Source organism: Enterococcus sp. AZ011, assembly GCF_050548355.1.
Taxonomy (GTDB): domain Bacteria; phylum Bacillota; class Bacilli; order Lactobacillales; family Enterococcaceae; genus Enterococcus; species Enterococcus faecalis.
This window is the reverse complement of sequence record NZ_CP172959.1, coordinates 1,187,546-1,207,118: the sequence shown is the minus strand read 5'-3', so window position 1 is coordinate 1,207,118 and position 19,573 is coordinate 1,187,546. Positions and strand designations below refer to the sequence as shown.

At 37.9% G+C, this 19,573-nt stretch carries 19 protein-coding genes; 8 read left to right on the top strand and 11 right to left on the bottom strand.

The features are described 5' to 3' along the window. The first annotated feature begins 32 nt into the window (after positions 1 to 32). Positions 33 to 431 (top strand): hypothetical protein, encoded by a 399-nt coding sequence (locus IGL36_RS05875; protein WP_002382283.1) that lies wholly within the window; start codon positions 33 to 35, stop codon positions 429 to 431. A gap of 60 nt (positions 432 to 491) precedes the next feature. On the opposite strand, the gene IGL36_RS05870 is transcribed toward IGL36_RS05875, so the two are convergent. From IGL36_RS05870 to IGL36_RS05850, 5 genes are all read right to left on the bottom strand, one after another. After that, positions 492 to 830: a zinc ribbon domain-containing protein YjdM gene (locus IGL36_RS05870; RefSeq protein WP_002357741.1), complete on the bottom strand. Its 339-nt coding sequence runs from the start codon at positions 828 to 830 to the stop codon at positions 492 to 494. Between the two features lie 113 nt (positions 831 to 943). Then, complete coding sequence (locus IGL36_RS05865; protein ID WP_002357742.1) at positions 944 to 1,897, bottom strand: DHH family phosphoesterase; 954 nt, start codon at positions 1,895 to 1,897, stop codon at positions 944 to 946. A 13-nt stretch (positions 1,898 to 1,910) separates the two neighbouring features. Further along, positions 1,911 to 3,230 (bottom strand): DRTGG domain-containing protein, encoded by a 1,320-nt coding sequence (locus IGL36_RS05860; RefSeq protein WP_002357743.1) that lies wholly within the window; start codon positions 3,228 to 3,230, stop codon positions 1,911 to 1,913. Positions 3,231 to 3,239: 9 nt separating this feature from the next. Further along, positions 3,240 to 3,914 carry a metal-dependent hydrolase gene (locus tag IGL36_RS05855; protein WP_002377640.1) on the bottom strand — a complete coding sequence of 225 codons (675 nt, stop codon included), beginning with the start codon at positions 3,912 to 3,914 and terminating at the stop codon, positions 3,240 to 3,242. Between the two features lie 204 nt (positions 3,915 to 4,118). After that, positions 4,119 to 5,552, bottom strand: a complete 1,434-nt coding sequence (locus IGL36_RS05850; RefSeq protein WP_002357746.1) for an MFS transporter — start codon at positions 5,550 to 5,552, stop codon at positions 4,119 to 4,121. Positions 5,553 to 5,743: 191 nt separating this feature from the next. Here IGL36_RS05850 and IGL36_RS05845 point away from each other — a divergent pair, with 191 nt between their 5' ends. The 5 genes from IGL36_RS05845 (at position 5,744) to IGL36_RS05825 (ending at position 10,479) form a co-directional block, all read left to right on the top strand. Beyond that, positions 5,744 to 6,094 carry a helix-turn-helix domain-containing protein gene (locus tag IGL36_RS05845; protein ID WP_002357747.1) on the top strand — a complete coding sequence of 117 codons (351 nt, stop codon included), beginning with the start codon at positions 5,744 to 5,746 and terminating at the stop codon, positions 6,092 to 6,094. A gap of 336 nt (positions 6,095 to 6,430) precedes the next feature. Continuing rightward, on the top strand, positions 6,431 to 7,552 hold the full coding sequence (locus tag IGL36_RS05840) for a hypothetical protein (protein WP_002365588.1): 1,122 nt from the start codon (positions 6,431 to 6,433) through the stop codon (positions 7,550 to 7,552). A gap of 297 nt (positions 7,553 to 7,849) precedes the next feature. Beyond that, the gene (locus IGL36_RS05835) at positions 7,850 to 8,050 is read left to right on the top strand and encodes a cold-shock protein (RefSeq protein WP_002357750.1); all 201 of its coding nucleotides are present in this window, start codon (positions 7,850 to 7,852) and stop codon (positions 8,048 to 8,050) included. Between the two features lie 154 nt (positions 8,051 to 8,204). Next, complete coding sequence (locus IGL36_RS05830; RefSeq protein WP_002382277.1) at positions 8,205 to 9,410, top strand: YdcF family protein; 1,206 nt, start codon at positions 8,205 to 8,207, stop codon at positions 9,408 to 9,410. A 16-nt stretch (positions 9,411 to 9,426) separates the two neighbouring features. Further along, positions 9,427 to 10,479, top strand: a complete 1,053-nt coding sequence (locus IGL36_RS05825) for an AI-2E family transporter (RefSeq protein ID WP_002357754.1) — start codon at positions 9,427 to 9,429, stop codon at positions 10,477 to 10,479. Positions 10,480 to 10,499: 20 nt separating this feature from the next. Here IGL36_RS05825 and IGL36_RS05820 read toward each other — a convergent pair whose 3' ends face one another. Next, positions 10,500 to 12,911: a hydroxymethylglutaryl-CoA reductase, degradative gene (locus tag IGL36_RS05820; protein WP_002405185.1), complete on the bottom strand. Its 2,412-nt coding sequence runs from the start codon at positions 12,909 to 12,911 to the stop codon at positions 10,500 to 10,502. A 185-nt stretch (positions 12,912 to 13,096) separates the two neighbouring features. Here IGL36_RS05820 and IGL36_RS05815 point away from each other — a divergent pair, with 185 nt between their 5' ends. Next, positions 13,097 to 14,248 (top strand): hydroxymethylglutaryl-CoA synthase, encoded by a 1,152-nt coding sequence (locus IGL36_RS05815; protein ID WP_010716976.1) that lies wholly within the window; start codon positions 13,097 to 13,099, stop codon positions 14,246 to 14,248. A gap of 72 nt (positions 14,249 to 14,320) precedes the next feature. Here IGL36_RS05815 and IGL36_RS05810 read toward each other — a convergent pair whose 3' ends face one another. The 5 genes from IGL36_RS05810 to IGL36_RS05790 form a co-directional block, all read right to left on the bottom strand. After that, complete coding sequence (locus tag IGL36_RS05810; protein ID WP_002398243.1) at positions 14,321 to 15,103, bottom strand: hypothetical protein; 783 nt, start codon at positions 15,101 to 15,103, stop codon at positions 14,321 to 14,323. A 122-nt stretch (positions 15,104 to 15,225) separates the two neighbouring features. Further along, positions 15,226 to 15,828, bottom strand: a complete 603-nt coding sequence (gene dhaL, locus IGL36_RS05805; RefSeq protein WP_002360441.1) for a dihydroxyacetone kinase subunit DhaL — start codon at positions 15,826 to 15,828, stop codon at positions 15,226 to 15,228. Positions 15,829 to 15,840: 12 nt separating this feature from the next. Continuing rightward, positions 15,841 to 16,824, bottom strand: a complete 984-nt coding sequence (dhaK, locus tag IGL36_RS05800) for a dihydroxyacetone kinase subunit DhaK (protein ID WP_002366604.1) — start codon at positions 16,822 to 16,824, stop codon at positions 15,841 to 15,843. Further along, on the bottom strand, positions 16,825 to 17,223 hold the full coding sequence (dhaM, locus tag IGL36_RS05795) for a dihydroxyacetone kinase phosphoryl donor subunit DhaM (protein ID WP_002357762.1): 399 nt from the start codon (positions 17,221 to 17,223) through the stop codon (positions 16,825 to 16,827). A 12-nt stretch (positions 17,224 to 17,235) separates the two neighbouring features. Then, entirely contained in the window at positions 17,236 to 18,375 is a 1,140-nt protein-coding gene (locus tag IGL36_RS05790; protein ID WP_002363858.1) for a glycerol dehydrogenase, read from the bottom strand. A 160-nt stretch (positions 18,376 to 18,535) separates the two neighbouring features. On the opposite strand from IGL36_RS05790, the gene IGL36_RS05785 reads away from it, so the two are divergent. Beyond that, positions 18,536 to 19,522 (top strand): PocR ligand-binding domain-containing protein, encoded by a 987-nt coding sequence (locus IGL36_RS05785; RefSeq protein WP_002398241.1) that lies wholly within the window; start codon positions 18,536 to 18,538, stop codon positions 19,520 to 19,522. Positions 19,523 to 19,573 lie beyond the last annotated feature (51 nt).

The window sequence follows — 19,573 nt, the reverse complement described above, 5'->3', positions numbered from 1 at the left end:
TTTCAAGTATGAATGCCTCAATAACACTATACTTGTTTCTAAAAAAATGTACCAACAATAAATTTTATTTTGCAAATCCTCTCCTTTGCAGTATCATTAAGAAAAAGGAGGACGTTCTCATGTTACAGCCATATTTTGCGTTTGGAGTGCCGCTATTTTTACTTGTGCTCTACTTACTCTTTGCACTGATTCACCGTCAAACAACGATTCATTATTTACGGTTTATTTTGTTACTTATTTCAACATTTCTCATGGTTTTTAGTTTCCAAGTATTGCAAGAATCATGGACCATCAACCCTGAAACGTTAAAAGATGCCGCTTATTCTCCGCAATGGTTATGGATTCCTTTAGGTATCGGGTTAATCCTCACACTTTACAACGCTTGGCACGGCCTTCGTACAATGATAAAATACAAGACCGATAAACATTAGTAAGAGTCTAGGACGATGGTTGTGTCCTAGACTCTTACTGTCTCATCATTCAAATGAAATTTAATTTTTCTTAACAAACTCTGATTTTAACTTCATTGGACCAAAGCCATCTACCTTACAGTCGATGTTATGATCACCTTCCACTAAACGAATGTTTTTCACTTTTGTGCCTTGTTTAATTGCGCCACTGGCACCTTTAACTTTCAAATCTTTGATTACAGTAACACTGTCACCATCCGCTAAAAGATTGCCATTTGAGTCCTTGACTACTAAGCCTTCTTCTGCAACTTCTTCTGTTGGTGACCATTCATGACCGCATTCTGGACAAATAAATAATCCGCGATCTTCATAGGCATATGCCGACCCACATTCAGGGCAGTTTGGTAATTGCTCTGTCATTAACGTTCTCCTTTGTAAAAAATAATTCTTTTTCATTTTACCTTATTTTCTAGTGAATGAAAAGTAGTCCTAATGATTTATCAACGTCCGATAACTACTTTCTAATTACTTATTTATTTTTGAGCCCACTCTTGGCAAGCTGCTTGGATTTCTTGGTAAATCACTTCAATTTCAGCCGCATCACGTGCATTAGCGCCACTTGCCAAAGGATGGCCGCCGCCATGATGTTTTTTAGCAATTGTATTAATGATTGGTCCTTTGGAACGTAACCGAACGCGATAATAACCTTCCGGCTGTTCAACAAAGATTGCCCATGAGAGAACATCTTCAATTTTTCCTGGCATTGAAACAATGGCTGCCGTTTCAGAATCGACAATATCATAACTGTTTAAAATACTTTGTGGTAAAACGACACGAGCAGCGCCATTTGCGTCGATTTCTAAATTTTGATAAATATAACCCGCTAATTTAGCAACCTTTAAAGGCATTTGGTCTAACTCACGATTTAAGTCTGCGGCATTAAAGTTAAACGTACGCAATTGCGCAGCGACAGCGAGTGTATGCGCCGAAGTGGAAGGATAAAGAAAACGTCCTGTATCCCCCACAATCCCAGCATACAATAAACGAGCTGCATTATCTGTCATCGTTAATTCTGCTAAATGCTGTTGCCAAAAATCAACAATAATTTCACTACAACTACTTGCATTTGTATTCACCCAAACTAAATCTCCATAAGGTTCATCATTCGGATGATGATCGATTTTAATTAATTGATCGCCTAAAGAAAAACGCGCATCACTAATTCGTGGAGCATTTGCAGTATCTGTTACAATGACTAATGCACCTCGATAGACATCGTCAGTAATAACGTCCATTTCAGCTAAAAACTCTAAGCCTTCCACTGGTCCGCCTACTTGATAAATATTTTTTTCAGGAAAGCTCGCTCTTAAGAGTTCTGCTAACCCAACCTGTGAGCCAATTGCATCTGGGTCGGGCCTTTGATGTCTATGAATAATAATTGTTTCATATTGTTTAATTGCTGCCATAATTTCTTTTACTACGTCCATTCTTTGTAGCCTCCTACGTTCTCTCCATCACTTGGCAAACAACAATTGCTTTTGCCACAATGACATTTTCTAAATAAACTTCGATATCTAATTTTGCAGAGCGACGACCAATTTCTAAAATACGTGGACGAATGTCCAATTCACTTTCCAACTGGATTAGCCGCAAATAATGTAGATTCACTTGTTCAATTAATACATTTCTTTTTTGATTCATCAACATTGTTCGTTGTGTCACGTTAGAAATAATTTCACTTAGGACACCGAACGAGATGGTACCAACACTGTTAACCATTTGGGGCGCAACCGAAAAACGAAAACGGGTTGTTTCTTTGCCATTTTCTTCAACAGGCATCACTTCCCCGGAAATTTGATCTGAAATTGTATCTGCAATTTGTGGTTGTCGTTGCACCAATTGCATGGCTTTCATCACATCTTGGCGAGAAACAATTCCAACAAGCGCTAAATCATCTTCCACCACCGGCATGACTTCTAGACCATCCCAAATCATTTGATGACTGACACTCGCTACACTCATCATCTTTTTCACAACATTGGGATCCTTTGTCATGACTTTATCCACGGTTAAATGTTCACTTTTACCAATGACATCTTTGGCTGTGACAATCCCCACTAAACGTAATTTCTTATTTACTACTGGGAAACGAGAATGATGGGTACTTTCAGATAATGCCTGATAATCTGCAATCGTTTGAGTTGTCAACAAATAATTGGTTTTTTCAAGCGCTGTATAAATATCACTGACGAGTAAAATGTCTTTTTTAATCAGCTGATCACTTAAAGCACGGTTAATCATAGTAGCCACAGTAAATGTATCATATGTGGTTCTCAAGACAGGCATACCCAGACGATCTGCTAACTGCGCAATCTCTTCAGATGTTTCAAATCCACCTGTAATTAAAACGGCTGCCCCATTTTCTAAAGCAAGCTTTTGCACGCCTTGGCGGTTACCAACAATCATTAAGGAACCTGGAGTAATATATCGCGTCATTGCGGTTTCTGTCATCGCACCAATTACAAATTTATTAAGGACTTTGTCTAGACCAGAGCTACCGCCTAACACATCCCCTTCAATAATCCGGACCACTTCACCAAATGTTAATTTTTCAATATGTTTTTTTAACTTACGCTCAATTCGTATCGTACCAACACGTTGAATGGTGGAAACAAGCCCAATATTTTCTGCATCTTTGATGGCCCGATACGCTGTTCCTTCACTAACACTTAAACTTTTGGCAATGCTTCGAACAGAGATTCGATCGCCAATCGGTAATTCTTCAATATGTTTTAAAATTTGATCATGTTTCGTCGCCATAATTTCCTCCTAAACTAGGATCGTCTCTCCTGGGTTTAATACTTTCCCGCCAACTACTTGCTCTACGAATATTGCTGGATTTTGTTGGATAACAGGAAAGGTATTGTAATGAATTGGAATGGTTATTTTGGGATTTAAGTAAGAGACTGCTTCTAGCGCATCCTCTGGTCCCATCGTATAATTATCGCCAATTGGTAAGAACGCTACATCAATGGATTTGTCTTTTGCAAAAAGGCGCATATCTGAAAACAACGCCGTATCACCAGCGTGATAAATTTTTTTATCTTCTGCTTCTAAAATAATCCCGCTTGCTTCGCCCATGTAGGTCATTACGCCGTCTATTTCATAACCGGAACTATGCAAAGCTGGCACAAATTTAACCGAACCAAAAGGAAAGACATAACGCCCACCTAGATTCATTCCATGCGCTTTTACCCCTTGCGACTGCGCATACGTGGCCACTTCAGCTATCGCAATAATCGTTGCCTTGTTTGCTTGAGCAATTGCTAGCATATCGCCAATATGATCGCTGTGTCCGTGGGTGATTAAGATGTAATCAGGGTGTAAATCTTCAAGTGAAACGTCCGCTAAAGGGTTGCCATTAATAAAAGGATCAAATAAAAGGTTCGTGCCGTCGTTTAGACGAATTTCAATACATGAATGTCCATGTCCTATCAGTTCCATTTGTATTCCTCCTACGGTATTTTCTACACACTCTTATGATAATTAATCGTCAAATTCATTCTTAAAAGTAGTACAGTTTAGTACAGTTTACTTTCTTTATTGTAACAGAGAATTAGAAATATACAATCGCATTTGCTTATTTTCTTAGCTAGTAAAGAAACAGACGAGAAAAATCATGAATCTTTCTCGTCTGCTTCTTTTTACTTATTTGGTTGTTTTCCGAAAACGTAAAATCGTTAATATAAAGGCCGCCACACATAATAGAAAGGCGACAAAAAAGGTTTCACGCATTCCCACAATAAATATATCTGGGCGATTAGCCAGATACGTGGTTACTCGTTCACCATAGGCTTCGCTCATACCACGATATAAAATGGTCGTTGACAACGCAATCCCAATGACCATCCCTAAGTTTCTAGCAAAAGAATTCATACTTCCTGCTACACCTAAATCTTGCTTTTCAACACTGCTCATAACCATTGTATTGTTTGGAGACTGGAAAAGTGCATTTCCCAAGCCCATAATGGCCGTTGCAATCACATAATACCAGATGGGCGAATTCATATCTAAAAACATATACATTAACGACGTACAGCACAAAAGCAACAATCCGCCAAATGTTAAAATACCTGGGCCAATTTTATCCGTCAAATAGCCACTCAGAGGAGCCCCAACCACCATTAATAACGGAAATACCATCATTAATAGACCAGCATAACTAGCACTTAGTTTGCGTGCATCCTGCAAATAAAATGGAATGACAACATTTACAAAAAAGTTTGAGGCAAAAATTAAAACGGCGGACAATAAACTTAAAGTAAAAATTTTGTTTTTAAAAATTGCGAACTTAATAAGTGGGCTTTTTCTTTTTCGTTCAACCATTATAAATAATCCTAGTGCGATTACTGCAATAATGAACAATAAATAGGATTGTAACGAGCCAAACCCGCTCTCTTGTCCGAGGAAAATCCCGCCGAAGAACGTCATAATCGCAATGGCAATACAAGCAAATCCTGAAAAATCGATTTTTTCTTTTGTTTTTGTAATATCTTTTGGTAGAAACTTTTCACCAATTAAAATTGTAACTAGCCCCACGGGAACATTAATCCAAAAAATATACGACCAAGAAAAGTTTGATAAGATCAATCCACCAATCCCAGGACCAGCAATCGCGCCTAAAGAGACAAAGGCACCTACTGCACCAAGCGCCCGCCCTCTTTCATTTAAAGGGAATACTTCCGTAATAATTCCTGAATTGGTCGCCATGGTCATGCTAGCACCAATACTTTGAACGACTCGCGCAAATAATAGAAAGCTCAGCGATTGATTAAAGCCACAAAGTAACGAACCAATCGTAAAAATAACCGTGCCAATTCGATAAACTTTTATTTTTCCAAAACTGTCGCCAATTTTTCCAAATAATAATAAACAAGCACAGACAACCATTAAATAAATAGATACGACCCATTCCGCTTGATTCATGGGTACGGACATTTCTTTTGAAATAGTCGGTAAAGCAATATTTACAATGCTGGAATCTAATGTAGACATGAAGGTAAACATAGCCACAGAAACTAAGATCCACCAACGATTTTTCTGCACTTCAGAATCCTCTTGATAACTTTTAATTTTCTCCATTGATTCATCCCCTCTCGCTCCAAAACAGTTTACTTACTAATAATAACTCTATTTCTTCTTTTTTTCATCGGAAATTTTCTAAAAAATCACTCATGAGATGTTCACCTTCTTATTACACGCTCGCAATTGACAACCATTCGCTTTTACGCTAATTTAAAATTAGCAAACGGAAAACGCAAGGAGGACTTGAAATGACCTTAATTTCTCGCATTAAACAACTAGCTCAGTCAAAGCAATTAACCCTCGCCCAATTAGAAAGAAACGTCGGCATTTCCAATGGACAAATTCGTCGTTGGGATACCTCTTCGCCTAAAGTAGAGAATCTTTTAAAAATAGCAGACTATTTTTCTGTTTCCTTGGACTATTTAATGGGCCGCACCCAACAAACAGAGATTAATCATCAGGCACCTATGACAAGCACACAAAAAGAGTTACATATTCACATTACTACGGAAGAGTTAACAGAAGAAGAAATTACTCAGTTAGAGGAAGAAGCAAATCGTTTCTTGCGGTTCCGTAAATTTGAAATGACAAATTCTTAAAGAACGTTCACTTCTCCTAGTCAATTGATAGCAAAAACTAGAACCTAAACAAAAAAAACCACCACGACCGTCGTCTGTGGTGGAAATGAAGGTTGTTATTTACTCTTGGTAGGAGTAAGTATGAAAAAACCAATTCGGGATAATTGGCATAACGTAAGTATAGTGGTTTGTGCCTTTTTTATCATGAGTTTCAGCTATATTTTTTATAAAACTTTTATTAGAACACCATTAACAGTCCTTTATTTAGATTATTTAAAGCGTTTTCTTTTATTGAACATATTGTTTTAAACATTCGATTTCCTGTGCTACACTTACTTTTAGAAGGGGGATTTTATTATGGCAAATCAAAAAAAAGATAGCTTATCAACATTATTTTCTGAAGAAGTTCATGGACCGTTTGTTACTTTCTTGTTTAACACCCATGTCGCTCATCAAAACGTAGAAAAAGATTCGCTTGTTTTGAAAAATTTTGCAAAAGCGGCAAAAACACGCTTTGAAAAAAAATTTCCTGAGGAAAAATGGTCTGTTTTCCAAGAAAAAATTGACGCACTTCTAGCTGATGCTTCCTTCTGGCGCAACGGCACAGCAAGTGTTTCAATCATCTTATCTCCAGAAAACACCTTTGTTCAACGATTAGATGTGCCCGTTGACGATCAATATTACGTGGACACGATTCCTTATTTACTTGGACTAGTCAAAGACAAACAATTTAACTACCATTATTACCTACTTGCTCTAAATCGCGATTCAATGAAACTTTACAAGGTTGATCATACGACTGTGACTCCTGTTGAATTGCCTAAAGACGCGCCAACAGACGTGGTCACAGCTTTAGGTGATGAATTAACGGGTGGTAATTTAAACTTTTCAACTCAAGGTAGTTCTAACGGTTCTAAAGAAGGTGTCGCTTATCATAGCATCAATACTAAAGATAAAGAAGTTGAAATTGATTGGGTGAACTACTATCAAGCAGTCGATACTTTCTTAAAAGATCAACTGGATAATCCTGAAAAATTACCGCTTTATCTTTATGCTTTACCAGAAAACCAAACACTCTTTAAAAAGATTGCTAAAAATCCTTATTATGATTGCTCAATTTCAGTTGCTGCTTCACCTGCACAAGCAACCATTCAAGATATCCGCAGCGCTAGTGAAAAAATAGCTGCAGAGTTAACAGAAAAAGAAACAGCTTCTTATAACAAATTACTAGATCGTAAATTCTTAGATCAATTTACAGATATTTCGCCAGCGGCAGCTGACGGCAAAATTTCCCATCTTTTTATTGCAACGTCACTCTTTGTTACTGAAAACAATGAAATGTCATCTGAAGAGTATGATCGTCGCAAACTTTTAAACACCATTGCTTACCAAGTCATTCAAAACGGCGGTCAAGTTTTTGTTTTAGACCAAAAAGCTGCACCAGATGAAAAATCTTTAGCGGCTATCCTCCGTTATTAAAAACAGGCAAAAAGCCCATTGTAAGAAAGCGCCTTACAATGGGCTTTTTTTCTGAGCCTTATTGAAACAGCACTATAACAGCCTTATCTTCACTTTCTAGTTTTTAAAAAACATCCGATAAAAAAGAAAATAAGGTTATCGCTATACAAAAACCAGTTAGTATGCTATAGTAATAGATGTAGTTTTTGTTCGGTAATATGGGTAGCTGTTTCAAATAAACATCTTCCACATTTTTCACCTTTCAAGTAATTGCAAAATATGAATGTGTTATAACACACATCTAGGAGGATATTTATTATGGAAACAGGTACAGTAAAATGGTTTAACTCAGACAAAGGCTTTGGCTTCATCACTGCAGAAAACGGAAACGATGTATTCGTACATTTCTCAGCTATCCAAGGTGACGGCTTCAAAACTTTAGAAGAAGGTCAAGCAGTAACTTTCGAAATCGAAGAAGGTCAACGTGGCCCTCAAGCAACTAACGTTACTAAAGCTTAATTAAACAATACTGACTCAAAAACCTGACGTTAATCGTCAGGTTTTTTTTATAAAAAAAGAACAAGAAAACTTTCTGAAACTAAGTGCTTCCTCTATTTTTTTTGAAGAGTTTTCGTTATACTGAAGAGGAAAAATGTTTTAAAGGAGTTTATTTATGCAATTTTATGGTGATTTAACCTTTTTAGGTGTTTATTTATTGGGTCTCTTTTTCATTCCCTCGTGGCGGAAAAAGAAAAAAGAACACGATTGGTTGCCGTGGATGTTTGGCTGGACTGTCTTTATGTTCTTCTCATATGTTTTATATTTAGAAATCATTCGTGGCACAGCCTTCTTTTTAATTCCCATTGCTTTTTTTGGCTTGTTTGCGCTCTTCTACTTCAAAGAAAAAAGGCGTTTACTGAATGGAACATTATTTAATATTTTTCTTGTGGTTCTAGCGACTTATTTAGGGATTACTGCGATTCGTACAAACAACTACTTTCTAATCACCTTAGCAATTATTGCCCTGCTGGCAATTTTTATCGCTTTGGCTTTAGGACTCTATGCCTTAATTATTTTCCTCTATTGGAATGCGGTCGTTGTTATGAGAAAAGAAGGTCGGTCTCTAGGGAACTTGTTGACGTTGTTGCTGGCAATTGGCTTAACATTACTATTAATTTATAATTTCTTTTTTCAATCGTTGTTACCAACGTGGCTCTCCTTACCATTAACTATTGCGCCATTTATTTTGACTTATTTCGCGTTTGTTTTTTATAATTTTTTAACTGTTTCTACGTTGTATCAATTTAATCAGCCAAAATATACACAGGATTATATTGTTGTGTTAGGTTCGGGGTTAATCAATGGTGAGATTGTGCCGCCGTTATTGCAAGCCCGCATCAACAAAGCCATTCAATTTTACAAGGCTCAAAATCGCGCAACGTTAAATCCGCCAAAAATCGTCATGTCTGGTGGCCAAGGTCCCGATGAATTACTTCCTGAAAGTGTCGCGATGAAAATGTATGCTTTGACACAAGGTATTCCTGATGATGATATTTTAGTAGAAGCTCATTCAAAAAACACACTAGAAAATATGCGTTTTTCCAAAGAAACAATGATTGAGGATTTTGGAAATGCTAATTTCCAAGCCATTTTTACTACAAACAATTATCACCTTTTCCGAGCGGGTCTTTTCGCTCGAATGGCTGGCTTAAAAGCTGATGGCATTGGTGCAAAAACCGCTTTTTATTTTTTACCTAACGCGTTTATTCGAGAGTTCATCGCCATTGTAGTGATGTACAAACGCCGCCATATTATTGTTTGCGGCCTAGCTGCCATCGGTATGGTTATGTTATTCTTAACAGGATTGATTATTCAGTAAAGAAGGAGTTTCCCCTATGAGTTTGTATCAAAAATTTATTCAAAATGAACGTTTGCGACGTTTTTGCGTCCTTGCTTTGATTATTTTTGTGCTTTATTTATCCAGAAGTATGATTACAACAATTCTTTTAACATTTATCTTTACCTATTTAGCTGTTCGTTTGGTCCATTTTGTTCAACGCTATATGAAAATCCCGACGATTGTCATCGTTCTCTTAACCTATGCATTGGTTGTTTTTCTAATCTATTTAGCGATTACTAAATATGTTCCCGTTCTAGTTAACCAAACGACTCAAATGATTAATTCTGTAGTTGATTTTTATCAAAGTCCACATACAGATACAAATCAAGTATTGCAATTTATTGATCAATACTTGGAAAAATCTAACTTACTCTCTCAACTCCAGAATGGCGCTTCAATGATTTTACGCTACATTCAAGATATTGGCGCTGTCGGCTTATCATTTGTCATGTCCTTTATTTTAAGTTTCTTCTTTATGATTGAGAAGAAGCAAATGGCCGATTTTTCTAAGTTATTTTTAAAAAGTGATTTTGATTGGTTTTTTCAGGATATCTATTATTTCGCCAACAAGTTCGTCAACACATTTGGTGTCGTAATGGAAGCTCAGTTTTTCATTGCTGTGGTGAACACAGTCATTACTACTTTGGCCTTGGCGATAATCGGCTTTACTCAGTTACCTAGTTTAGCCATTATGATCTTCATTTTGAGCTTAGTCCCAGTTGCTGGTGTGATTATTTCCTGCATTCCGCTAAGTTTCATCGCTTATTCCCAAGGTGGCTTGAACGATGTGATTTATATCTTAGCTTTAATTACAATCGTCCATTTATTTGAATCTTACGTGCTAAATCCTAAATTCATGTCTAGTAAAACAGAGTTACCAATCTTTTATACGTTTGTCATCTTATTAGTTAGTGAGCGTCTCTTTGGTGTATGGGGACTTATTGTAGGAATCCCTGTGTTCACTTTCTTCTTAGATGTCTTAAAAGTAAAACCAATTCGTGGCCTGAAACGGCTACCTAATGTGAAAAAAAATAGTTCAGCAGAATAATTTCTGCTGAACTATTTTTTTTATTGTTTTCTTAAATCATTTAAAATAGCCATGGCTCGGTCTTGGTTCATCGTTTTTTGACGTTTTAATTGTTGAGCGACTGCCTCAACTTCTTTACCAGTAGCTCCGACCGTCATCGCTAAAGAACGTGCTTGTAGAGCCATGTGTCCTTTTTGAATTCCTTCAGAGACTAAGGCCCGTAACGCCGCTAAATTTTGTGCCAAACCAACAGCCGCTACTACTCGACTTAGTTCTTTTGCATCCGTCACTGCTAACAAATCAGCGGCTGCTTGAGATTTAGGTAAGACTTTTGTGGCACCGCCAACCGTGGCTAACGCAAGCGGAACTGAAATTTCACCAATTAGTTGTTCGCCATCCAGCGTCCAACTAGTCAAGCCTTGGTAGCGACCTTCCTTCACCGCAAAAGCATGACAAGAAGCGCTAACAGCGCGTGTATCATTTCCTGTAGCTAAAACGACAGCTTCAATGCCATTCATGATCCCTTTGTTATGCGTGACTGCCCGATAAGGATCTAATGAAGCATAGCGTGAAGCTAAAACAATTTTTTCAGCAATTTCCCGGCCATTGCTCCCCTTACTTAAACGTGAAACTGGAATAGCCGTTTTCATCGTAACAACCGACTCCGTTGCGTAATTACTTAAAATACTGAATAAAATCTTTTGCTCCGCAAACCATTCACGGAACAACTCGGCCACACCTTCCAACATAGCATTAACGATATTTGCCCCCATTGCATCCTTAACATCTACTAAAAAGTCGACAGATACAAACGATTCATCAAAAGCACGATATTGCAAATCTCTTAAGCCGCCGCCCCGTTTAACGATAGATGGATAACTTAACTCTGCTTGTTGAAAAATTTCCGCTTCTCTTACTTGTAGTTTATCAATCAATGACTCGGGATCTGCAACATCGTAAAAAACGATTTGTCCACGCATTAAGCGTTGTTGATTCACTGTTTTAAATCCTTGTGCTATTTTTGCACCATTACTCAAAGCCGCAATCACTGAGGGCTCTTCTGTCGCCATTGGTACCAAATAATCAGTTTCGTCCACTGTTAAATGTAAGCCAACGCCCATCGGCACTTCTGTTTCACTGATTTGATTTTCAATCATATGATTGGCAATCTGCGAAGATAAAGCCGTATTTTCAAATTCTTTTTTTGTATCAGCAGAAATCTGGCCTTCATTAAGAAGCGAAGCCAGGCGTTCCTCAGGACTCATTTGATAAAATCGGCTGTTTTTTTTTTGCTGAGGTCTCTCTAGTAGCATAGCGAGTCCTAAGCCACCGCCGATACATAAAGAAGCCACTCCATATTTCTTTTCTTTTTGATTTAATTGATAACTTAAACTCGTTAATAAACGAGCACCTGTGGCACCAATCGCATGACCTAATGAAATACCGCCACCATAAATGTTAACCTTCTCCTCTGGTAAAACCAGTTCTCTTTGGACCACGATTGAAGTTGCTGCAAATGCTTCGTTGATTTCATACAGATCAATTTCTTCCGTAGTAAGTTGATTCCGCGCTAACAGTTTTTGAATGGCTTTAATCGGCGAAATTCCCATATAGGCTGGATCAATACCGACTTCCACACTGTCTCGAATAATAGCTAAATAAGGAAGACCGTGTGCTTCGGCATATTCTTGTGAAGCAATAATCAAAGCAGAAGCCCCATCATTAATGGTTGATGCATTCCCTGCTGTCACAGTACCGTCTTCTTTAAAAACTGTTTTAAGCGTTCCTAGCTTCTCAACGCTCGAATTAGGGCGAATCCCTTCATCTTTCTCCACAAGCGTTCCTGACACTTCTAATGGGGCTATTTCGTCAGCGAATATCCCTTCTGCTTGTGCTTGAGCTGCTTTTAATTGTGAATGTACAGAAAATTGATCTTGCTCTTCTCTAGTTACATGATACTTTTCGGCCACATTTTCAGCAGTTAAGCCCATTGCCTGACCACTAAAGGCATCCGTTAATCCATCATACATCATACTAGAAAAAGGCGCATCATAGCTTTCTGTTTCGTAATTAAAACGTTGTAATTTAGGTGCTTGGGACATATTCTCAATCCCGCCAGCAATTAAAACTTCCGCTTCTCCTAATTGAATCAATTGTTTCGCCAAAATAACGGCCTTCATTCCTGATCCGCAGACCTCATTAACTGTCATTGCGGGAATTTCATGAGATAAACCGCTGTTTATTGCTATTTGTCGTGCGGGATTTTGGCCATTTCCAGCTTGTAAAACATTTCCAAAGATTACTTGATCAATTTCTTCAGAAATAGTGGAATGTCTTTTTAAAAGTTGTGTTGTAACATGTGTTCCTAAGTCTACGGCACTTACTTGACTTAAGCTGCCTTTATATTTTCCAATTGGTGTTCGTAATGCATCAATAATAACTACTGTTTTCAACTAAATGCACCTCCATCTTGAAATATATCATAAAATCCCAGAATCACAAGTGCCAATTACTGAATGTTAACAGACTTATAAGATATTTTTTAATAATCTATGAAGTTAATACAAAAATTCCCCATTTTGGTTCATTTCGTGCTATTTTATATAATGAATCTATTTATCGTAAAGGAGTTAAAGAAATGACAATTGGGATTGATAAAATTAGTTTTTTTGTGCCCCCTTATTATATTGATATGACGGCACTGGCTGAAGCCAGAAATGTAGACCCTGGAAAATTTCATATTGGTATTGGGCAAGACCAAATGGCGGTGAACCCAATCAGCCAAGATATTGTGACATTTGCAGCCAATGCCGCAGAAGCGATCTTGACCAAAGAAGATAAAAAGGCCATTGATATGGTGATTGTCGGGACTGAGTCCAGTATCGATGAGTCAAAAGCGGCCGCAGTTGTCTTACATCGTTTAATGGGGATTCAACCTTTCGCTCGCTCTTTCGAAATCAAGGAAGCTTGTTACGGAGCAACAGCAGGCTTACAGTTAGCTAAGAATCACGTCGCCTTACATCCAGATAAAAAAGTTTTGGTTGTAGCAGCAGATATTGCAAAATATGGCTTAAATTCTGGCGGTGAGCCTACACAAGGAGCTGGGGCGGTTGCAATGTTAGTTTCTAGTGAACCGCGCATCTTGGCTTTAAAAGAGGATAATGTGATGCTGACGCAAGATATCTATGACTTTTGGCGTCCAACAGGCCACCCGTATCCTATGGTCGATGGTCCTTTGTCAAACGAAACCTACATCCAATCTTTTGCCCAAGTCTGGGATGAACATAAAAAAAGAACCGGTCTTGATTTTGCAGATTATGATGCTTTAGCGTTCCATATTCCTTACACAAAAATGGGTAAAAAAGCCTTATTAGCAAAAATCTCCGATCAATCTGAAGCAGAACAGGAACGAATTTTAGCTCGTTATGAAGAAAGCATCATCTATAGTCGCCGCGTAGGAAACTTGTATACGGGTTCACTTTATCTGGGACTCATTTCCCTTTTAGAAAATGCAACGACTTTAACCGCAGGCAATCAAATTGGTTTATTCAGTTATGGTTCTGGTGCTGTCGCTGAATTTTTCACTGGCGAATTAGTAGCTGGTTATCAAAATCATTTACAAAAAGAAACTCATTTAGCACTGCTGGATAATCGGACAGAACTTTCTATCGCTGAATATGAAGCCATGTTTGCAGAAACTTTAGACACAGACATTGATCAAACGTTAGAAGATGAATTAAAATATAGTATTTCTGCTATTAATAATACCGTTCGTTCTTATCGAAACTAAGTATTTAAATCCCCCGATTCAATCAACAAAAGAGCTAGACATTCAAGTTTTTGCTTGAATGCCTAGCTCTTTTTATGAAAGCCAAACTTCTTTGACCCCGTCTGTCACGGCGATACCATCTGTCAAAGCTAAACGTTGTGAATAAGAAACGTAGCCATAATAAACATCAACACCGCCGCCATTGTTCCAAGTAACAGTGATTTTAACATTTGGAGTAATCGATTTTGTAGCTGGTTGGGTCGTCGGGCGATAACTAGTCGTATCATAACTTAAAATAGTGCCCGAAACTCCACTTATTTCGGCTTTTCCTGTGTAAATTTCGCCATTCGTATTCGTCTGCGTGACCGCTCCATTCGCTTCAATGATTAACCCCGCTTGCTTTTGATCTCCTCGTGGATAATAAAAAAGATACGTGGTTGCCCATTTAGCAAATTCATCTGGAATTGGTTTAAGTGATTCCGTTGGTGCCGGACTCGACTTCGTTTGCTTTTCAACCGCGACTTCTTCTTGTCTTTTTAAACCTTCATTATTTTGATTATTTAGTTTCTCAACCGTTTCTTTAACGATTGAATAATGAGGTTTCCCTAAATCGCTAACAGGAATCGTAGCTAATTTTTCTTCTGATTCTTTATATTGCCCCTCTGCCGTTAACTTTTTAGCTTCTGTAATAATGGCATCATACTTGGTTTGGTCTACGGAAGATGATGTGCTTTGTCCCGTAGCTTCGACTTGTTTTGTGACACTGGTTTTTTCCGTGGTCACGTCTGATGAATTTCCACAAGCACTTACAAACATTGAGCTAACGATTAATAAACATCCCACAATCACATGCTTTTTCATCTTTAAATCCCCCATTTGTTTATCTTTGTTATTTTTTGTTACTTAAATTATCCCATAGATGAACAAAAGAAACCATTATTTATAAAAAAGTTTAGCAAGTGCTTCAAGAGAGGCACTTGCTAAACTTTTTTTCACTGCTATTGATTGATTACTTTGACTAGTTCTTCAAATAATAATGCACTAGATGCTGCTCCTGGATCAATATGACCAATTGCTCGTTCCCCTAAATAAGAGGCACGTCCTTTTTTCGCCACCCAATCTTTTGTTGCTTCAGCAAATTGTTCAATTTTTTCTTCATTAAATTGTTCCGTTCCAATTACTTCAGCAACAGGTGCCCAGACATCAACCATCGTTTTATCTCCTGGTTCAGCTTTGCCGCGCATCTGAATCCCAGCTAGACCTTGCTGAACAATTTCTTTTAATTGCTCTGGCGAACTGATGGTTTCCAAATCTTTTGTCGCTTTAGTCATATTCATAAACGCAGTACCATATAAAGGACCAGAAGCTCCGCCAACTTTTGAAATCAAAGCCATGGATAGGACTTTAAATGTCTCCGTGATTGTTGTTGGTACTTTTTTGTCAAACGCAATTTTGTATTCAGCCATACCACGAGCCATGTTGTTACCGTGATCCCCATCACCAATCGGCGTGTCTAATTCACTTAAATAGTCTTTTTTTTCTTCAATAACTTTTGAATAATTGTCTAACCATGTTTGAATGTCTTTTACTGTTAATTCCATCTTTTATCACCCTTACCAAGAAATTGTTGTTACATTGCTTTCTAGCGCTGTTTGCCAGTCTTTTGTCGCCAAGTCAATCATCGTTAAAGATAATCCTTGCATGTCAATAGACGTCATATAGTTACCCACTTTATGGAAGGTCACTTGAACACCTTTATCTTCTAATAATGTTAGCACGTCGTTCATAAATACAAATTGTTCCATTAATGGCGTGCCGCCCATGCCATTGACAAGTATCCCAACTGTTTGTGGTTGTTGTTCATAGCTACTTAATGTTTTTTCAACTAATTCTTTCGCTAACTCTTTCGATGGTTGGATTTTTTCACGACGATAGCCTGGTTCTCCGTGAATCCCTACGCCAAATTCAATTTCATCTTCTGGTAAAGTAAAACCTGGTTTGCCAACTTCAGGCACAGTGGCTGCTTTTAAAGCCACTCCAATTGTTTTCGTGGCTGCTACAATCTTTTCTCCTAAAGAAACGAGTTCTTCTAAAGAAGCACCTTGGCGGGCATGATGTCCTAAAATTTTATGGACAAGAACAGTCCCGGCAACGCCTCGTTTTCCAGCGGTATAGGTGCTATCTTCGACAGCAATATCGTCATCGACAACGACCATTTCTACATGAATGTCTTCCATATCAGCCATATCTTTGGCCATTTCAAAGTTCAAAATATCGCCTGTATAATTTTTTACGATTAACAGAACACCGGCCCCTTGGTCTGCCGCTTGGATCCCTGTTAAAATTTGATCTGGTGTTGGTGAAGTAAAGACATCACCTAAAACTGCGGCATTTAACATTCCATCACCAACAAACCCAGCATGTGCAGGCTCATGACCACTTCCGCCACCAGATACTAACCCAACTTGTTTGTTTGAGTCGTTGCGAGCAATCACGCGAGAATCTTCGACTTGATGAACAAGGTTTCCATAGCTTTTCACAATTCCTTGGAGCATTTCTTCGACAATTTTACCAGGTTCATTAATAATTTTTTTCATTTAGTTCCACCCTTTCTTACCAGCATTTTGAGCTTCTGCTAAAATTTGCGTCAAATCATCTGAGACACCTGCAGTAATTGCTGCCGCAAAGGCACCTTCAACCAATGGTGCATCGACTAAATGATAATGTTTCTGTTGGTCTTCTTCTAGCATATCAAAAGCTAATTCTGAACTTAAAACGGCACTGCCTAAATCGGCAAAAATTAAAAATTCTCGGTCAGAGTCCGCTTCGTTAATCGTGTCAATGATTTTCATTGGATCTGAACCTAATGAACCATCTGATGTGCCACCAAGTGAATGAATCGTAATTTCTTCACTGGCATTCATCTGTTCAATCATCTCTTTAATACCATCTGTAATCATTTTGCTATGTGAAACGAGTAAAATATCTGCTTTCATGTGGACACTTCCTTAATCTAATTTATGTCTTGTTTTATATTCTTGTCCGACTTTATCTGCAACAATGATTGCATTCGCTACTTCTTCAACGACAATTGGGAATGGCATTGAATGAATTGATTCTTCTGGAATGCAAGCAATTTTGGCTACTTCCAACGCTTCTTCATAAGTGATTTCATCGACACCAATGTCTGAAAGCGTTAATGGTAAACCTACAGAAGCGCTAAAGTCTAAAACAGCTTCTAATTCGTCTTTTGCTGCATCTTCTAATACAAGTTGTGCAATCGTTGCAAAGGCTACTTTTTCACCATGTAAATAACTGTGCGCACCAGGTAAGACTGTCATACCGTTATGAATCGCATGCGCTGCAGCTAAACCGCCACTTTCAAAACCTAAGCCTGAAAGTAAGATATTTGTTTCGATAATCTTATTCAATGATTCAGTAACCACATTTGCATCACAAGCTAATTTCGCTTTTAACCCATCTTCCTGTAGGTTTTCCCAGCAAAGTTTCGCCATGGCCAAAGCTGCATATGTGCCGCTAGCAGCAGGCGTTAAGCCTTCTCTTGAACCCATTGGCAAACTAGCATTAACCCGAGAATATGAATTGTGTGTTGCGCGTGCTTCAAAATATGTGGATAAGGCATCCCCCATTCCAGCAACTAAAAATCTAGTTGGCGCTTTGGCAACCACTTTTGTATCAACCATCACGACGCTTGGACTTTGTTTAAAGTAAGCATAATCATCAAATGAGCCATCTTCATGATATAGTACAGCTGAATGCGAAGTTGGTGCATCTTGAGCCGCAATCGTTGGTACAATAATTAAGTTTTCACCTTCTGCTACGACTTTTGAAGCATCGATTGCTTTACCGCCACCTAAACCAATGATACAGTCTGCTTGTTCTTTTTGTCCAACGTTTTGCAAGCGCTTTGTTTCTTCACGCGTTACTTCTCCACTAAAGCCACCCTCTACGAAGGTAATGTCAAACTTTTTCGCTGTTTCTTCCAATTGTGGACGTACACGATCAACGTCAGCAGGATTTGCAATTAGTAACGCTTTTTTTCCAAAAGTTGAAACGAAGTAACCTAAGTTTAGTAATTCATCTTCCCCTTGAACATATTTCGTTGGTAAAATCAATGCTTTTCTCATGTTGATAGCCTCCTATATTTTGTTTACATACATAGTATAAAACGCTTTCATTCAAAAAGCATTGAACTTTTGGTATCGTTTTCTTGCAAAAAATGATAGAATTATTTTGTGAAATAATAAAATATTATGATTTTTAAACTTTAGATTGAAGGATTGCCTTATGACTGTAGAATTAAAAAATATTTTAGATTTAGAAAAGTGGGAAAAATTGCAAGAATCATTGGCCTTAAGCACTCGTTTAGCCATTATTTTAGTCGATTATAAAGGTCGTCCTGTGACGAAACATAGTCAAGTTCAACCCTTTTGCCAACTGGTACGTCACTCCCCTGAGCTCTCGAAACTTTGTGAAAAATGTGATGCTCGTGGTGGCTTGGAAGCTGTTCGCACTGGTCAGCCTTTTATCTACCGTTGTCACTTTAACATCGTTGATATGGCCATCCCCATTATTGTTGATGACCAGTATGTAGGAGCCATTATGGCTGGTGAAGTTTTGCTCGAAGATCACCAAGAAGAGTTAGAACAGGTTTTAACCATGAATGATGCCTTCATTCAAGAATTTTTAGTAACACACCAAGAGCTGTATCAACAATACCCTGTTTTAGAACTAGCAGACTTAGAAAAGAGCGCGACATTAATCGCTGATCTAAGCCAATATATTATTTCTGAAGCCATCAAAAAAGATTATTTAATCAATACGTACAAACAATCCTTACAGATTAGTTCGCTAAAAGAAGAGCTGGAGCCATTGAATATGATCCAAAAAGATATTCAACAAACTTTATTAACTGCTCAATTAACTCCTTCAAGTGCCTATCAAACTAAAAATAAGCAATTACAACCGGTTTTAGATGCCCTTTGGGAAAACAAATCGCTGCGTTTAAATTTACAAGAACTGGCAGACCTTGTTCATTTGACACCGACGTATTTAAGTCGTTTATTAAAAGAGGAGTTTGGTATTCCCTTTAGTCAATTTTATCGACAATTAAAAATCACATGGGCTAAACAGCTTCTTTTGGAGACAGATAAAACGATCGCCCAAATCAGTGAAGATTTAGGGTTTGTTGAAGATAGCTATTTTGTCCGGATCTTTAAACAAGAAACGGGTGAAACACCTCTTAAATACCGTAAAAGAAAGAACAGAGCATAAAAAAAACAACGACTCCGAGAAGTCGTTGTTTTTTTACACCTTTTGCTCTTG

Bases quoted from the DNA above. Each gene is read 5' to 3' on its own strand.
- IGL36_RS05870 (WP_002357741.1), bottom strand. From the start codon at position 830: ATGACAGAGCAATTACCAAACTGCCCTGAATGTGGGTCGGCATATGCC.
- IGL36_RS05865 (WP_002357742.1), bottom strand. From the start codon at position 1,897: ATGGACGTAGTAAAAGAAATTATGGCAGCAATTAAACAATATGAAACA.
- IGL36_RS05860 (WP_002357743.1), bottom strand. From the start codon at position 3,230: ATGGCGACGAAACATGATCAAATTTTAAAACATATTGAAGAATTACCG.
- IGL36_RS05855 (WP_002377640.1), bottom strand. From the start codon at position 3,914: ATGGAACTGATAGGACATGGACATTCATGTATTGAAATTCGTCTAAAC.
- IGL36_RS05850 (WP_002357746.1), bottom strand. From the start codon at position 5,552: ATGGAGAAAATTAAAAGTTATCAAGAGGATTCTGAAGTGCAGAAAAAT.
- IGL36_RS05845 (WP_002357747.1), top strand. From the start codon at position 5,744: ATGACCTTAATTTCTCGCATTAAACAACTAGCTCAGTCAAAGCAATTA.
- IGL36_RS05840 (WP_002365588.1), top strand. From the start codon at position 6,431: ATGGCAAATCAAAAAAAAGATAGCTTATCAACATTATTTTCTGAAGAA.
- IGL36_RS05835 (WP_002357750.1), top strand. From the start codon at position 7,850: ATGGAAACAGGTACAGTAAAATGGTTTAACTCAGACAAAGGCTTTGGC.
- IGL36_RS05830 (WP_002382277.1), top strand. From the start codon at position 8,205: ATGCAATTTTATGGTGATTTAACCTTTTTAGGTGTTTATTTATTGGGT.
- IGL36_RS05825 (WP_002357754.1), top strand. From the start codon at position 9,427: ATGAGTTTGTATCAAAAATTTATTCAAAATGAACGTTTGCGACGTTTT.
- IGL36_RS05815 (WP_010716976.1), top strand. From the start codon at position 13,097: ATGACAATTGGGATTGATAAAATTAGTTTTTTTGTGCCCCCTTATTAT.
- IGL36_RS05810 (WP_002398243.1), bottom strand. From the start codon at position 15,103: ATGGGGGATTTAAAGATGAAAAAGCATGTGATTGTGGGATGTTTATTA.
- dhaL (WP_002360441.1), bottom strand. From the start codon at position 15,828: ATGGAATTAACAGTAAAAGACATTCAAACATGGTTAGACAATTATTCA.
- dhaK (WP_002366604.1), bottom strand. From the start codon at position 16,824: ATGAAAAAAATTATTAATGAACCTGGTAAAATTGTCGAAGAAATGCTC.
- dhaM (WP_002357762.1), bottom strand. From the start codon at position 17,223: ATGAAAGCAGATATTTTACTCGTTTCACATAGCAAAATGATTACAGAT.
- IGL36_RS05790 (WP_002363858.1), bottom strand. From the start codon at position 18,375: ATGAGAAAAGCATTGATTTTACCAACGAAATATGTTCAAGGGGAAGAT.
- IGL36_RS05785 (WP_002398241.1), top strand. From the start codon at position 18,536: ATGACTGTAGAATTAAAAAATATTTTAGATTTAGAAAAGTGGGAAAAA.